The organism is Roseovarius indicus (assembly GCF_008728195.1).
Lineage (GTDB): Bacteria > Pseudomonadota > Alphaproteobacteria > Rhodobacterales > Rhodobacteraceae > Roseovarius > Roseovarius indicus.
Map to the genome: position 1 here is coordinate 1,268,142 of NZ_CP031598.1, position 15,174 is coordinate 1,283,315.

A 15,174-nucleotide genomic window follows, 5' to 3' on the forward strand; every position below is an offset into this window, starting at 1 on the left:
TCCCCCAATGCCAGACGCCATCATCTTCGACCACGTCCGCACGCCGCGCGGCAAGGGCCGCCCCGACGGCGCACTGCACGGCGTGACCCCCATCCAGCTCGCCGCGCAAACCCTGCGCGAACTGCGCCGCCGCACCGAATTCGACCCCGCCGACCTCGCCGATACCGGGTTGGGCATCGTCATGCCGGTGGGCGAGCAGGGCTGCGACATGACCCGCTTCGCCCTGCTGGAAGCGGGTTATGGCGACGGGGCAGGGGGCTATCAGCTCAACCGCTTCTGCACCTCCGGCCTCGACACGGTGAAGATGGCGGGTGCCCTCGTCGCCTCCGGCCAGGCCGACGCGGCCGTCGGCGGCGGCGTCGAAAGCATGAGCCGCGTGCCCATCGGCTCCGATGGCGGTGCGGCCTATTCCGACCCGGCGGTCCTCGCCCGCTTTCCCTACGTCCCCAACGGCATCGCCGCCGACCTCATGGCCTCGCTCGACGGCACCACCCGCGAAGAGGCCGATACCTACGCCGCCGAAAGCCAGTCCCGCGCCGCCGAGGCCCGGCAGGACGGGCGCTTCGCTCGCTCCCTCTTCCCCGTGCGCGGCCCCGATGGCGAGGTGGTGCTGGAAGAGGACGAGGCAATCCGCCCCGGCACCTCGGCCGCCAAGCTGGGCGAGCTGCCGCTGGCCTTCGAAAGCCTCGGCGGGCTCGGCTACGACGACCTCGTGCGTGATCGCTACCCCTCGCTCGAACGGGTCTCCCACGTCCACACCGGCGGCAATTCCAGTGGCATCGTCGATGGCGCCTGCGCCGTCCTGGTAGGCTCCGAAGAGTGGGGCCGGGCCAACGGCCTCGCCCCCCGCGTCCGCATCCGCTCTGCCGCCTCGCTGGCCTCCGAGCCGCATATCTCGCTCGCCGGCGTCGTCCCGGCCACCGACGCGGCCCTCAGGAAGGCAGGCATGGAAATCGACGACATCGACCTCTTCGAGGTGAACGAGGCCTTCGCCGTCGTCCCCCTGCGCTATGCCCGCCACTACGGCATCGACCGCGACCTGATCAACGCCAACGGCGGCGCCATCGCGCTGGGCCATCCGCTCGGCGCGACCGGCGCCATGCTGCTCGGCACCCTGATCGACGAGCTGGAACGCCGCAACCTGTCGACCGGTCTGGTGACGCTCTGCGCCGCCGCCGGCCAATCGACCGCGATGATCGTGGAGCGTATCTGATGACCCAATCCACAGCCGCAGCCACCACGCCCGCCACCGGCACCGTCACGATCCGGCTGGCCGACCATGACTTCGACAGCCTCGCTACGGCGCTCCGCGACGCCATCGCGCAGCTGCCCGAAGGCATCCTGCTCGACGGGCGCGGTGGCGCACCGGTCGTCAACGATCCGCACGAAATCCTGCGCCTCTTCGGCACCGGCGCCGGGCGCGAGGCCGTGCGCGACTGGGCCACCCGCCGCGGCGCCGTGCTGCGCGCGCTCGAAACCTGCGGCGTGCCGGTGGCCTGTATCTGGTCCGGCCCGGCCTTCGGCCCCGGCTGGGAGATCATGCTCGCCGCCCACACCCGCTTCCTCGACGGCGAGGCGAAATCCTCGGCCCCCCGCGACCTCACGCTCGGCCTGCTGCCAGGCGCTGGCGCGGTGCAGCGGCTGGCGCGCATCCTCGGCGTCGAAACCGCCTCTTCCCTGCTGATGGGCAAACCGATGGACGGCGCGGCGCTGGAAACCGCGGGCCTCTGGACCCGCTGCGAGACCGGCACCGCCGAAACCGCCGCGAAGGACTGGCTCGCCGCCGCCGGCGAGTCGGCCCAACCGTGGGACGCCCGCCGCTACCGCATCGCCGGTGGCACCGGCGCCACCGCACCCCATGCCGCCAAGAGCTTCGCGCTTCCGGCCATCGCCGCCCGGGGCAGGGGTCATGACTGCGACCCCGCCCCGCTGGCCACCCTCCGCGCCCTCTACGAGGGCTCGCAACTCCCGATGGACGCGGCCCTGGCCCGCGAGGCCCAGATCACGGCCGAGGTCCTGACCGCGGGCGTCGCCACCAGCCGCATCCGCACCTTCGTCGTCAACAAGGCCCGCGCCGAGGAGGGCGCTGCCCGCCCCGACGCTCCCCGCCGCGAGGTGCGCAAGCTTGGCGTGCTCGGCGCCGGCATGATGGGCGCCGGCATCGCCCGCGCCGCCGCCGAACAGGGCATCGACGTCATCCTGCTCGACCGCGACCGCGACAGCGCCGACCGGGGCCGCTCCGGCGTGGCCAAGGCGCTGGAAAAGGCCGTCGCCAAGGGCCGCGAGACGGACGAAAAGGCAAACGCCACCCTGTCCCGTATCCACCCCACCGCCGATCAATCCGACCTCGCCGGCGCCGAGCTCGTGATCGAGGCGGTCTTCGAACAGACCGACCTCAAGCGCGAGGTCACGCAATCCGTACTCCCGCATCTGGCCGACGATGCCATCATAGCCTCCAACACCTCCACCATCTCCATCGACACACTGGCCGGCGTTCTCCCCGATCCCGCCCGCTTCATCGGGCTGCATTTCTTCTCGCCCGTTGACCGCATGCCGCTGGTCGAGATCATCAAGGGCCGCGACACCAGCGACGAAACCCTCGCCGCCGCGCTCGATTTCACCATGCAACTCGGCAAGACGCCCATCGTGGTGAATACCTCCCCCGGCTTCTTCACCAGCCGCATCTTCTGCACCTATATCGACGAGGCGATGGCGATGCTGGCCGAGGGCGTGGCCCCCGCCCTGATCGAGAACGCCGCCCGCATGATCGGCGCCCCGGTCGGCCCGCTGGCGGTCACCGACGAGGTCTCGCTCGACCTGCAGAAAAAGGTGATCGACCAGGCCGAGGCCGACGGGCTCGACCCACGCTTCCTGCGTGCCCGTGCCAAGCCGGTGGTCGAACGCATGGTCGCCCTCGGCCGGCTCGGCCGCAAATCCGGCGGCGGCTTCCACGACTTCCCCGAGGACGGCCCGAAACGCCTCTGGCCCGGCCTGGCGGAAGAGTTCCCGCCCGCCGCCACCCAGCCCGACGTGGAAGAAGTGAAGGCCCGGCTCCTCACCATCCAGGCCCTCGAATCCGCCCGCTGCATCGAGGAAGGCGTCGTCGAACGCCCCGCCGATGCCGATCTGGGCTCGGTGCTGGGCGTCGGCTTCCCGCCATGGACAGGCGGCGTGCTCAGCCATATCGACACCGTCGGCGCCACCGTCTTCGTCGCCGCCTGCGACGCGCTGGCCGATGCCCATGGCGATCGGTTCCGCCCCTCCGCCTGGCTCCGCGACCGCGCCGCCACCGGCACGCGGTTCCACGAAGGAGAGACCCCATGACCCTCATCCCCCGCACCATCTTCGAAGAAGAGCACGAACAGTTCCGCGATACCGCCAGGCGCTGGGTCGCCGACGTGCTTGCGCCCAAGGTCGAAAGCTGGCGCGCCAACGGCGAGGTCGACCGCGAAAGCTTCCTCAGTGCCGGCGAAAACGGCTTCCTCTGCCTCTGGGCCGACGAGGCCTATGGCGGCGCCGGCATACGCGATTACCGCTTCGACCAGGTCCTGCAGGAAGAGGTCGTGCGCGGCGCCGACCCGGGCTTCTACCAGAACCTCCACTCCCAGATCGTCGCCCCCTATATCGACCGCTTCGGCTCTCAGGCCTTGAAAGACCGCCTCATGCCCGGCGCCGTCTCGGGCGAAACCATCCTCGCCATCGCCATGACCGACCCCTCGGCGGGCAGCGACCTCTCCGGCATGAAGACCAAAGCCCGTCAGGACGGCGACGACTGGGTCCTTTCCGGCGCCAAGACTTACATCTCCAACGGTATCATCGCCGACGCTGTCGTCGTCGCCGCCCGCACCAACCCGGAGAAATCCCACGCCATTGGCCTCTTCGTCGTGGAAACCGGGATGCAGGGCTTCGCCCGCGGCCAGCGTCTCAAGAAAACCGGGCTCGACGCCCAGGACACAGCCGAGCTCTTCTTCGACGAGGTGCGCGTGCCCGCCGAAAACGTGCTGGGCGACCCCGAAAAGGGCTTTGCCTACATGAGCGAACTGCTCGCCACCGAGCGGCTCATGGTCGCCATCGGCTCGATGGCCCACGCCCAGGCCGCCTTCGACGAGACCATGGCCTACATCACCGAGCGCCGCGCCTTCGGCCGGCCCGTCGGCGCCTTCCAGGAAAGCCGTTTCGCCATGGCCCGCATGCGCACCGAGATCGACATCGCCCAGTGCTTCACCGACGACTGCGTGATGCTGGCCAATGACGGCCGCCTCTCGCCCGAGGTGGCCGCCGAGGTCAAGCAAGTCACCACCGATCTCGAAAACCGGGTGATCGACCGCTGCGTTCAACTGCATGGCGGCGCCGGCTTCATGGACGAATACCGCGTCTCGCGCATGTATCGCGACGCCCGGGTGAGCCGCATCTTCGCCGGCTCGAACGAGATCATGAAGGAAATCGTCGCGCGGGGCCTTGGCTTCGACGCGCGCAAGATGAGCTGAGGGAGAGAGATGTTGGACGACGCCGAAACCGTCTTCGACGGAAAAACCATGCGCCTGACCCGCGGGGCCGGCGGCATCGCCCGTCTGGTGATCGAAACCCCGGGGCCGCTCAACACGCTCAGCGCGGCGGTCCATGCCGATCTCGCCCGCGTGGTCGAGACGGTCGAGAATGACGCGCAGATCACCGGCCTCCTCGTCACCAGCGAGCGCGACGATTTCGTCGTCGGCGCCGATATCGGCGAGTTTGCCGAGCTTTTCGCGATGGACGAACCCGCCATCGCCACCCGTTGCCGCGATATGAACGCAGGCTTCGCTGCGCTCGAAGACCTGCGCGTGCCCACCGTCGCCGCGATGCCCGGCATGTCGCTCGGCGGCGGGCTGGAACTCGCCATGTGCTGCGACGCCCGCGTCCTCGCCGACACCGGCCGCGTCGGCCTGCCCGAGGTCACGCTCGGCGTCTTCCCCGGGCTGGGCGGCACCGTCCGCGCCCCGCGCCTCGCCGGCTGCGCGCTGGCGCTCGACATGATCGTGTCGGGCAAGCCCATCGACGCCGAGAAGGCCCGCAAATCCGGCCTCGTCACTGAAACCGCCGCCCCCGCCGCGCTGGGCGAAGCGGCCGGGCGCCTGCTGGCCGACCTCATCGCCAGCGGCGACTGGCGCGCCATGCGCGCCCGCAAGACCGCCCCCGCCGTCGGCATCGACCCCGGCGCCATCGACGCCGTCCGCAAGGGCGACCGCTCGGGCCCGCACCAGCCCGCCGCGCGCATGGCCATCGACCTGATCGAACGCACCGCCCCCCAGGGCCGCGCCGAGGCGCAGGAGGCCGAATGCCTGGCCTTCGCCGCCGTCGCCAAGACCCAGGCGGCCGCGTCCATGACTAAGACCTTCTTCGCCCAGCGCGCCGTCGCGAAAGCCGCCAAGACGGCCGCCGACGGAGCCGAGGCACCGGCAATTGTCGGCGTGCTCGGCGCCGGCATCATGGGCGGCGGCATTGCCTATACCCTGGCGCGCAACGGCGTGCAGGTGCCGATGCGCGATATCGCCGACACCGCCCTCGACGCCGCGGGCGAGGAGGTCGACCGCCTTGTCGCTGGCGAAATCAAGCGCGGCAAACTCGACGACGCCAAAGGCGCCGACCTCAAGGCCCGCATCGCCGGCAGCACCAGCCTCGACGGCACTGCCGACGCCGGCCTCGTGATTGAGGCCGTGGTCGAACGGCTCTCGGTCAAGCGCACCGTCCTCGCCGAGCTGGAACAGACGATCGCCCCCGACGCGGTCATCGCCACCAACACCTCGAGCTTGCGAATTGACGATATCGGCGCAGAAATGATCCACAATGATCGGCTGGTCGGCATGCACTTCTTCAATCCTGTCCCCAGAATGCCCCTTGTCGAGATCGTGCGCGGCACCCATAGCTCCGACGCCGCCGTGGCCCGCGCCGTGGCGACCGCGCTCAAGATGCGCAAGACGCCCATCGTCGTCGCCGACTGCCCCGGCTTCCTCGTGAACCGCATCTTGGTCGCTTACATCAACGCCTTCACAAAGCTGGTGTCCGAGGGTGTCGACTTCCGCCAGATCGACCGCGTGATGGAGGCGATGGGCTGGCCGATGGGCCCCGCGCTCCTGCAGGATGTCGTCGGCATGGATACCGGCGCCCACGTGATCGAGACCATCTCCGCCGGCTACCCCGACCGCATGACCCACGACTGGCCCGATGCCGTCGTCGCCATGTCCGGGGCCGGCCGCCTCGGGCAGAAATCCGGCAAGGGCTTCTACGCCTGGTCGCGCGACGACAACGGCCGCCTGCGCAAGCAGGACGACCCCGAGTCCGACGCGCTGATCGAAAGCATCCGCACCGCCCCGCCGCGCGAGGCCAGCGATACCGAGATCGAGGAGCGCATGATGCTGGCCCTCGTGCTCGAAGCTATCCACGCGCTGGAAGACAACGCCGTCGGCTCCGCGGCCGAGCTCGACATGGCGCTCGTCATGGGTATCGGCCTGCCGGTGCACATGGGCGGCGCGCTGGCCTGGGCCGACTGGACAGGCCTGCCAGAGATCGTGGCAATGTGCGACCGGTACGAAAACCTCGGGCCGGCCTACCGGGCAACGGAAGACCTCCGGCGCCGGGCCGAAACGGGCGACCCCTATCGCTGAGACGGCAGCGCTCGCGCCCCTCAGATGGCCACGACGATCTGCGAGACAAGTTCGGCGGTGTTGTTCACCCCGAATTTCTTCATCAGCCGCGCGCGATGCGTCTCGACCGTGCGGGTCGAAATGCCAAGCCGCTCACCGATCATGCGCGAGGTCATGCCCTGGCCGATAAGCGGCGCGATCTCGCGTTCCCGAGGGGTCAGGCGGACCGATTGGTATTGCCGCCCCTCGACGCGGTCGAAGGTCCAGATCATCAGGGCGAACGGGTCTTCCGGTGACAGGGTGCTGCCACGGGCGCGGGCCCAGAACACCTCCTGGTCGCTGGTCTGCATGAAGCGCTCGTCTTCCCAATAGGTCGCGCCCGTCTTGCGCATCTCCGTCTCGCAGACCTCGCCCAGCCGCTTGAAATCGGTGATCGAAGGATAGAGCCGCTGGGCCGAGCGGCCGATCAGATCGCTGCGGCGGTAGCCGAACATGCGTTCGAGCGCCCCGTTCAACTCGATAATGCGGCGATAGCGGACCATCACATGCGCCACGGGTGATTCTCGGAACGCCAGAAGCCCGGCCTTCTCGGGGGTGGACGTGTCGATCATGTACGTAGACCTACGTAGATAAGTGCGTATATCTACGCATATCCGGCGTTTCTTGTACATGTCATTCTTTCCGCAGTTGAGGGAGGACGACATGACCGGCAGGATTTCCATCGTTGGCAGCGGCCACACGAGTTTCGGCAAACGCGAGGACCGTCTCGAGGACATGATCGTCGAGGTCGTCCGCGAGGCCGTCGAGGATAGCGGCGTCGACCCCGCCGAGATCGATGCGCTGTTCCTGGGCCATTTCAATTCGGGCCTTGTGGCCGACGGGTTCGCCTCGTCGCTCATTCACCAGGCCTATCCTGAACTGCGCTTTACCCCGGCCGCCCGGGCCGAGAACGCCTGCGCTTCCGGTTCGGCGGCGATCCATGCCGGCATGAACGCGATCCGCGCGGGCCAGGCCCGCACCGTGCTGGTGGTGGGCGCCGAGAAGATGACCCACCGCTCGACCGAGGATGTCACCCACGCGCTGGCCGGCGCCGGCTACCAGAATGACGAGGAGGAGCGGAAACTCAGCTTCCCCCAGCTCTTCGGCGTCGCGGTGAAGGAGTACACCGGCCGCTATGGCAGCCCGCTCGACGCGATGGCACGGATCTCGGTCAAGAACCACGCCAACGCGATGAAGAACCCGCTGGCCCAGATGCGCAAGGAATTCACCTTCGAAGAGGTCTCGCAGGTCACCAACAAGAACCCCGAGATCGCCCCGCCGCTGCGCCTGAGCGACTGCTCGCTGGTAACCGACGGTGCGGCCGCCGTCGTGCTCACCACCGAGGAAGACGCCGCCCGCTTCGACCGGGCCGTGCGGATTCGGGCCGCCTCTCATGTCAGTGACCGTTTGCCGCTGCAGGGCCGCGACTTCCTGGCCTTCGAGGGGCCCGAACGGGCCTTTGCCATGGCCTTCGAAGAAGCGGGTGTGGCGCTGGACGACATGGATTTCGCCGAAGTCCACGACTGTTTCACCATCGCCGAGCTGCTGATCTACGAGGCCCTGGGCCTTGCGCCCAAGGGGCAGGGCGCCCGCGCGCTGGAAGAGGGCACCGTCTATCGCGACGGCGCCCTGCCGGTGAACCTGTCGGGCGGGCTCAAGGCCAAGGGCCACCCGGTCGGGGCTACCGGGGTGTCGATGCACGCGCTCGCCTACCGTCAACTGACCGGCCAGGCCGGCGAGATGCAGAAGGACGGCGCGTCTCTCGGGCTCGTCTTCAACATGGGCGGCTCGGCGGTGGCCAACTACGCCTCCGTGCTCGAAACCCAGAAAACCTGAGCCGACCATGAACATCGCAAGCTGGCTTCACCACACCGGCCTCGTGCGGCCGGACGCTCCCGCGATCCGCGCCGGGGCCGCGCTTCACGCAACGTATCGAGAGTTTGCCTTTCGCGCCTGGGCGGTGGGCGAGCACCTGAAAGCCGCCTACGGGGTCGGCCATGGCGACCACGTCGCGCTCTTCGCCAGGAACTGCCCCGAGTATCTCGAAATGCTCTACGGCGTGCTCTGGACCGGCGCGACGGTCGTGCCGATCAACAACAAGCTGCACCCGCGCGAGGCGGCGTGGATCATCGAGAACGCCGAGGCAAAGCTGGCAATCACCGAGACGGGCGACGTTTATGGCCCCCCCGACGAGCTTGGCGGGCATTGCGCCGAGGTGGGTATCCGGGCCGAGGAATTCGCCACTGCCGTCGCGTCTGCCCCTGCCGGGGCGTACAAACCGCCCGTCGCGACGGCGGAAGACGACACCGCCTGGCTCTTCTACACCTCCGGCACCACGGGCCGGCCCAAGGGCGTGATGGTCACCCATCGGAACCTGCGGATGATGGCCACGACCTACGCGCTCGATGTCGATACGGTCTCGGCCAGCGATCACTCGCTTTACGCCGCCCCGATGTCCCACGGGGCAGGTCTCTACAATTTCCAGTTCGTGCGCGCCGGCGCCTGCCATGTCATCCCCGCCTCGCAGGGCTTCGACCCCGCCGAAATCCGGCAACTGGCCGAGAGCCTCGGCAACCTCGTCTTCTTCGCCGCCCCCACGATGATCACGCGGCTTGTCCGCTATGCCGAGGCGAACGCCTATGACGGCGCGGGCATCCGCACGATCACCTTCGGCGGCGGGCCGATGTACCTGGCCGACATCACCCGGGCGCTCGACGTGTTCGGGCCCAAATTCGTGCATGTCTACGGGCAGGGCGAGTCGCCGATGACCATCACCTCGATGGCGCGCGACCTCGTGGCCGACCGGACCCACCCGAACGCCGACGCGCGCCGCGCCTCGGTCGGCACGGCGCAAGCCTGCGTCGAGCTGCGCGTGGTCGATGACGCCATGCACGACCGGCCCGTGGGCGAGACGGGCGAGGTCGTCGTGCGCGGCGACACCGTGATGAAGGGCTACTGGAAGAACGATAAGGCGACAGCCGAGACGGTGGTCGACGGCTGGCTGAAAACCGGCGATCTGGGCCGGCTCGATGCCGATGGCTTCCTGACGCTCACCGACCGGTCGAAAGACGTGATCATCTCCGGCGGCACCAACATCTACCCGCGCGAGGTCGAGGAAGCGCTGCTCACCCATGACGGCGTGCTCGAGGCCTCGGTCATCGGCTGCCCGCATCCCGACTGGGGCGAGGAGGTCGTGGCCTTCGTCGTGCTGACCAAGGGCAGCACCTGCGACGCCGGCACGCTGGAGGAGTGGTGCCGCTCGCAGATCGCCTCGTTCAAGAAGCCGAAACGATACATCTTCGTGCCCGAGCTGCCCAAGAACAGCTACGGGAAAATACTCAAGACCAGCCTGCGCGAACGCACCGCACCTCTGATCGAAGACGTGTGAGGCAGCCGCCAGGCATCAACGCTGACCAGGGAGGATATCATGCAGCGTAGAGAATTCCTGAAAAACAGTGCGGCCGTGGCCGGCGGTGCCTTCACATTGGGGGCCCCGTCGATCGTCTCGGCGGCGACGTCGCTGAAATTCGACAGCTACGTGTCCGACAGCGCCGGCCCCTCGTGGACCGACCGCTGGTATCTCGACGAGCTCGAGAAACGCACCAATGGCGAGGTCGAGGTCCGGCGCTACTGGTCCGGCTCGCTCAACAAGGTGGGCGAGCACCTCGCCGCAGCCCGTGACGGCACCTCCGAGATGACCCTGATCGCGCCGGGCTATTACCAGGCCGAGCTGCCGGTCACCCGTGGGCTCGACTGGTACTTCCGCATGAACCGCGCCGACGCGCTTCAGCGCGTCTGCCGCGAGACCTATGAAAAGTTCGACCCCCTCCGCGCCGAATGGGAAGAGCGTCACCGCTCCAAGGTGCTCTACTGGACCACGTGGAACTACGCCCCGCTGATCCTGCGCGAACCCATCGACTCGCTCGAAGGCCTCAAGGGCAAGCGCATCCGCGGCTACGGCGTCGCCACCGACGTGATCGAGGCGCTGGGCGGCACCGCCATCCCGATGGCCGCCCCCGAGGTCTACCCGGCGCTGGAACGCGGCATCCTCGACGGCGTCTACGGCTTCGATTTCGTCACCGCCGTGGCCTACAAGCTGCACGAGATCGCGCCGAACTTCTACGATATCGGCGACGGCCCGCACGGCACCTCGGCGGTCATCATGAACAAGGCCGTCTACGATGGCTTGCCCGATGACATCCGGCAGGTCTCCGACCAGATCGTCGACGAGATCTACGACCACAAGTTCGCCGAGATCTACGGCGAGGTGCTCGAGCGCTACGTCGACACCGCCAAGGCCGAAGGCGTGCAGATGAACACCATCTCCGACGCGGAGAAAGAACGCGCCCGCGGCCTCGTTCAGCCCGCCCAGGTCAACAAGTGGATCGAGAACGTCGCCCCCAAGGCCGGCGTCGACGGCGAGGAAATGCAATCGATCATCTCCGACGCCATCGCCAAGTACGACCCCGAAGGCGTGCTGCGCCGGCCCTACGAGATTGCCACCGGATCGTAAGCCCCGCACCATGTCCCTGCGACCACCCCGAAGGAGGACCCGATGAACATTGTCAGTCTCGCGCTGAAACGCGTCTCGGGTGCCTTCGGGGTGGTCGCGATGATCTTCCTGGCCTTCCTGATGTTCGGCACCACGGCCGACGTCATCACCCGGGCCGTTACGGGCGAGCCGATCTCCGGCGTCTTCGAGATGTCCGAGCTCAGCCTCGTCATGGTCGTCTTCCTCGGCGCCATGTGGGCGCAGGAGGATCGCGCCCATATCCGCGTCAACATGCTGTCGACGCGGCTTTCCGGCCTGCCGCACCGGGTGGCGATGGCCTTCGCGTGGGGCTGCGGGGCGCTGGCGCTCTTCATGTTCGCATGGCCCGCCACGCAAGAGGCGATCTATTCGGTGTCCATATGGGAATTCCGCTGGGGCTACATCCAGGTGCCGATCTGGTGGGCCAAGGTGGGGCTGGCGCTGGGGCTGTGGCTGGCGGCGCTGCAGATGGCGCTGCACGCGGTGCTCGCCGCGCTCCGGGACGAGCCGGAAGACACCACCACCGGCCCCGAGACGTAAGCCATGGCGCCGTGCTTCGCTGTTGAAAGGTAACCTGAATGGACCCGCTTCTCGCCACCTATATCGCGGTCGCGCTGATCTTCTTCCTGATGGCCACGGGCGTGCCGGTCTTCGCGGCGCTGGCGCTGTCAGGCGCGGCGGGGCTGATCATGGTCGAGGATCTCGCCTTCCTGATGACCCGGCTGAAGTCGCTGACCTACTCCACCACGGCCGTCTACACCCTCGTCATCATCCCGCTCTTCATCCTGATGGGGGCCTTCGCGCATCACGCCAAGATCGGCGAAAAGCTCTTCCACGTGGCCGCGAAATGGGTTGGCCATCTGCCCGGCGGGTTGGCCATGGCATCGATCCTGACAAGCGCGGGTTTCGCCGCCACCTCCGGCTCCTCGGTCGCCACCGCGGCCACCGTGGGCAGCGTCGCCCTGCCCGAGATGAAGAAAGCCGGATATGATCCATCGCTGTCGGCCGGGGCCGTCGCGGCGGGGGGTGTTCTCGGCGTGCTGATCCCGCCCAGCGTCCTCCTGATCTTCTACGCCGCCCTGACGGAAAGCTCGGCCGGCAAGATGCTCATCGCCGGGATCGTGCCGGGCCTGCTGACCACCTTCATCTTCATGATGGGCATCTGGCTCATCGCCCGCAAGGGCGCCTCTCGAACCGCCGTGACCCAACGCGCGGGCTGGGGTGAGGCGGTGGCCGGCACGGGGCAGGCCTGGCAGGTGCTGGTCCTCTTCATCGTGGTGATGGGCGGGATCTACATGGGCCTGATGACGCCCACCGAAGCGGGCGCGCTGGGCGCCTTCGCGGCCTTCCTGATGCTGCTCGCCCACCGCGCGTCGTGGCGCGAGGGGATGCTCGGAAAGATCACGGAAAGCTTCAAATCGACCATCGACACCACGGTGATGATCCTCTTCACCGTCATCGGCGCGGGCGTGTTCTCCTACTTCCTCACCCTCATTCAGGTGCCCAACCAGGTCGCCTCGGCGGTGGTCGACTCCGGCCTGCCGCCCTATCTGGTCATTGCCTGCCTGCTGCTGGTCTTCGTGCCGCTCGGCATGTTCCTCGATGCCTTCTCGATGATGGTGATCGCCATCCCGATCATGTTCCCCACCGTGCGCTCGCTCGGCTTCGATCCGATCTGGTTCGGCATCCTGACGGTGAAGATGTGCGAAATCGGCCTGATCACGCCGCCGGTCGGGCTCAACTGCTACGTCATCGCCGGGATCGACCGCGAAACCCCGCTGCCCACGGTGTTCCGGGGGGCATCGTGGTTCGTGGCGATGGAATTCGTCACAATCACGCTGTTGTTCTTCATCCCCTCGATCGTGACCTGGCTACCGGGGCTCATGACGGTGAACTAGGGCAGGGCGGCCCCGCCCCGACCCGCACCCGAGCCCGCCTAGAACAGCGCCCCCGGCAGCCACGTCGCCAGATCCGGCAGCAGCCACACCAGCAGCACGCCCACCGCCTGCAATCCGATGAACGGCAGCACACCGGCATAGATATGCCCCGTCGTCACTTCCGGCGGGGCCGCCCCGCGCAGGTAGAACAGCGAGAACCCGAAAGGCGGGGTCAGGAAGCTGGTCTGAAGGTTGATGGCGATCAGGATGCCCAGCCACACCGGGTCATGCCCCATCAGGATCAGCGTCGGCATCACCAAAGGCAGCACGATCACCGAGATTTCCACGAAATCCAGGAAGAAGCCCAGCACGAACACGAACAGCATGGTGAAAAGCAGCGCCCCGGTCGGCCCGCCGGGCAGGTTCTCCAGCAGATGCGCCACCCGCTCCTCGCCCCCAAGCCCGATGAACACGAGAGAGAACATGCCTGCCGCTAGAATGGTCGCAAAGATCATCGCGGTCATCGTCAGGGTCGAATACGCCGCATCGTGCATGACCCGCTCTCGCAGCGTGCCGCGCAGGGCCAGCAGCACCGCCACCACCCCGGCAACCGCCAGCCCCGCGTAGAGCGCGCCAAGCGCGTAATCGCCCGGCGACAGGTCACTCCGTTGCAGCCGCACCGGAAACGCCCCCGACAGAACCCCCAGCAGAATCAGCGCCCCGGCGCCGACCATGATCAGCCGCGGCGTATATCCCAGCCGGTGCCCCGCCATCAGCACCGCACCCACCGCCCCGACCGAGGCCGCCTCGGTCGGCGTGGCAACACCCCCGAGGATGGCGCCCAGCACGGCAAAGATCAGCAGAACGGGCGGCACCACGGCCCCCAGCACGTCAGCCCGGTCCGGCCGGGCCGCGCCGGCCTCGGCCGGCGGCATGTCCTGCGGGCGGATCATGCCGCGCAACAGGATGTACGCCAGGTAAAGCCCCACCAGCATCAGGCCCGGGATCAGGGCCGCGGCAAAGAACTGCCCGACCGACAGCGCCTCGACCGAGAATTTCCCCTGCTCGTACTGCGCCTGCTGATAGGCGTTCGACATCACGTCGGCCAGGATGATGAGCAGCGTCGAGGGCGGAATGATCTGCCCCAGCGTCCCGGCGGTACAGACGATCCCCGCCGCCACCCGCGGGTCATACCCGGTCCGAAGCATCGTCGGCAGCGCGATCATCCCCATCGCCACCACGGTCGCCCCCACGATCCCGGTCGAGGCCGCCAAAAGCGCGCCCACCAGCACCACGGAAATGCCCAGCCCCCCGCGCAACTGCCCGAAGATCCGCCCCATCGTATCGAGCAGCACCTCGGCGATGCGGCTTTTCTCCAGTATCGCACCCATCAGCACGAAAAGCGGTATCGCGATCAGCACATCGTTCGACAGAAGCCCGAACACTCGCTGTCCCATGGCCCCCAGAAGCGAGATATCCATCGCCCCCACCAGCCAGCCAAGATAGGCGAAACAAATCGCCACGCCGGCAATGCTGAAGGCAACCGGAAAGCCGCACAGGATCACCACGACCAGCGCCGCGAACATCAGAAGGTCGAGATAGGCTGTCACTTGGGTCCACGCACGATCAGCTTGATGATCTCCGACAGCGATTGCAGCATCACCAGGATGCAGAAGGCCGGGATCAGGGATTTCAACAGGAAGACCGCCTCGATCCCGCCGACGGAAATCGGCCCCTCGAGGATCTTCCAGGAATTGCGCACCGAGGGCCACGACCAGTAGAGCAGCGCCGCCATCGACGGCATCAGCAGGAAGACATGCCCGAACAGGTCGATGGCGCGGCGCGAGCGCGGGGCGGCCTTGGCATAGAAGATGTCGACCCGCACATGCTTGTCGACCAGCAGCGTATAGCCCGCGCCCAGCATGAACAGCGTGGCATGCATGTAGAGCACGCTTTCCTGCACGGCGATGGAATTGACGCCAAAGACATAGCGGCCCAGCACGATACCGAACTGCACCAGCACCATCAGCAGCGCCAGCCATTTCGTGACGGTCGCCACGATGGTGTTCATCCCGTCGAGCGTTGCGGCGATACGGTTCATCTGTCC

12 protein-coding genes are annotated in these 15,174 nt (G+C 67.7%); 9 read left to right on the forward strand and 3 right to left on the reverse strand.

All coding sequences use genetic code 11. The features are described from left to right. Positions 1-7 precede the first annotated feature (7 nt). From RIdsm_RS05945 to RIdsm_RS05960, 4 genes are read left to right on the forward strand one after another with little or no spacing between them, the layout of a single operon-like run. Complete coding sequence (locus tag RIdsm_RS05945) at positions 8-1,213, forward strand: acetyl-CoA C-acetyltransferase (protein ID WP_057814453.1); 1,206 nt, start codon at positions 8-10, stop codon at positions 1,211-1,213. Further along, positions 1,213-3,324 carry a 3-hydroxyacyl-CoA dehydrogenase NAD-binding domain-containing protein gene (locus tag RIdsm_RS05950; protein WP_057814455.1) on the forward strand — a complete coding sequence of 704 codons (2,112 nt, stop codon included), beginning with the start codon at positions 1,213-1,215 and terminating at the stop codon, positions 3,322-3,324. Before RIdsm_RS05945 ends, RIdsm_RS05950 begins: the two co-directional genes overlap by 1 nt. Then, a complete protein-coding gene (locus RIdsm_RS05955) occupies positions 3,321-4,487 on the forward strand; it encodes an acyl-CoA dehydrogenase family protein (RefSeq protein ID WP_201455560.1) in 1,167 nt (388 codons plus the stop codon). The genes RIdsm_RS05950 and RIdsm_RS05955 overlap by 4 nt, the downstream gene beginning before the upstream one ends. 9 nt (positions 4,488-4,496) lie before the next feature. Next, positions 4,497-6,641, forward strand: coding sequence for a 3-hydroxyacyl-CoA dehydrogenase NAD-binding domain-containing protein (locus RIdsm_RS05960; protein WP_057814457.1), 2,145 nt, complete (start codon positions 4,497-4,499; stop codon positions 6,639-6,641). A 20-nt stretch (positions 6,642-6,661) separates the two neighbouring features. On the opposite strand, the gene RIdsm_RS05965 is transcribed toward RIdsm_RS05960, so the two are convergent. Then, positions 6,662-7,231, reverse strand: a complete 570-nt coding sequence (locus tag RIdsm_RS05965) for a PAS and helix-turn-helix domain-containing protein (RefSeq protein ID WP_057814459.1) — start codon at positions 7,229-7,231, stop codon at positions 6,662-6,664. Positions 7,232-7,322: 91 nt separating this feature from the next. On the opposite strand from RIdsm_RS05965, the gene RIdsm_RS05970 reads away from it, so the two are divergent. Genes RIdsm_RS05970 through RIdsm_RS05990 form a run of 5 tightly spaced genes read left to right on the forward strand, consistent with a single transcriptional unit; the run spans position 7,323 to position 13,088 of the window. Next, on the forward strand, positions 7,323-8,495 hold the full coding sequence (locus RIdsm_RS05970) for a thiolase domain-containing protein (RefSeq protein WP_057814461.1): 1,173 nt from the start codon (positions 7,323-7,325) through the stop codon (positions 8,493-8,495). 7 nt (positions 8,496-8,502) lie between these two features. Beyond that, positions 8,503-10,047 (forward strand): class I adenylate-forming enzyme family protein, encoded by a 1,545-nt coding sequence (locus RIdsm_RS05975; protein WP_057814463.1) that lies wholly within the window; start codon positions 8,503-8,505, stop codon positions 10,045-10,047. Positions 10,048-10,086: 39 nt separating this feature from the next. Beyond that, positions 10,087-11,172 (forward strand): C4-dicarboxylate TRAP transporter substrate-binding protein, encoded by a 1,086-nt coding sequence (locus RIdsm_RS05980; RefSeq protein WP_057814465.1) that lies wholly within the window; start codon positions 10,087-10,089, stop codon positions 11,170-11,172. A 42-nt stretch (positions 11,173-11,214) separates the two neighbouring features. Continuing rightward, the gene (locus tag RIdsm_RS05985; RefSeq protein WP_057814467.1) at positions 11,215-11,730 is read left to right on the forward strand and encodes a TRAP transporter small permease; all 516 of its coding nucleotides are present in this window, start codon (positions 11,215-11,217) and stop codon (positions 11,728-11,730) included. A 38-nt stretch (positions 11,731-11,768) separates the two neighbouring features. Continuing rightward, on the forward strand, positions 11,769-13,088 hold the full coding sequence (locus RIdsm_RS05990) for a TRAP transporter large permease (protein ID WP_057814469.1): 1,320 nt from the start codon (positions 11,769-11,771) through the stop codon (positions 13,086-13,088). Between the two features lie 38 nt (positions 13,089-13,126). Here the strand turns inward: RIdsm_RS05990 and RIdsm_RS05995 are convergent, their stop codons facing one another. Together RIdsm_RS05995 and RIdsm_RS06000 are read right to left on the reverse strand one after the other, a co-directional pair. Continuing rightward, a complete protein-coding gene (locus RIdsm_RS05995) occupies positions 13,127-14,677 on the reverse strand; it encodes a TRAP transporter large permease (RefSeq protein WP_177228419.1) in 1,551 nt (516 codons plus the stop codon). Next, positions 14,674-15,168: a TRAP transporter small permease subunit gene (locus tag RIdsm_RS06000; RefSeq protein WP_057815079.1), complete on the reverse strand. Its 495-nt coding sequence runs from the start codon at positions 15,166-15,168 to the stop codon at positions 14,674-14,676. The genes RIdsm_RS05995 and RIdsm_RS06000 overlap by 4 nt, the downstream gene beginning before the upstream one ends. Positions 15,169-15,174: the final 6 nt, after the last annotated feature.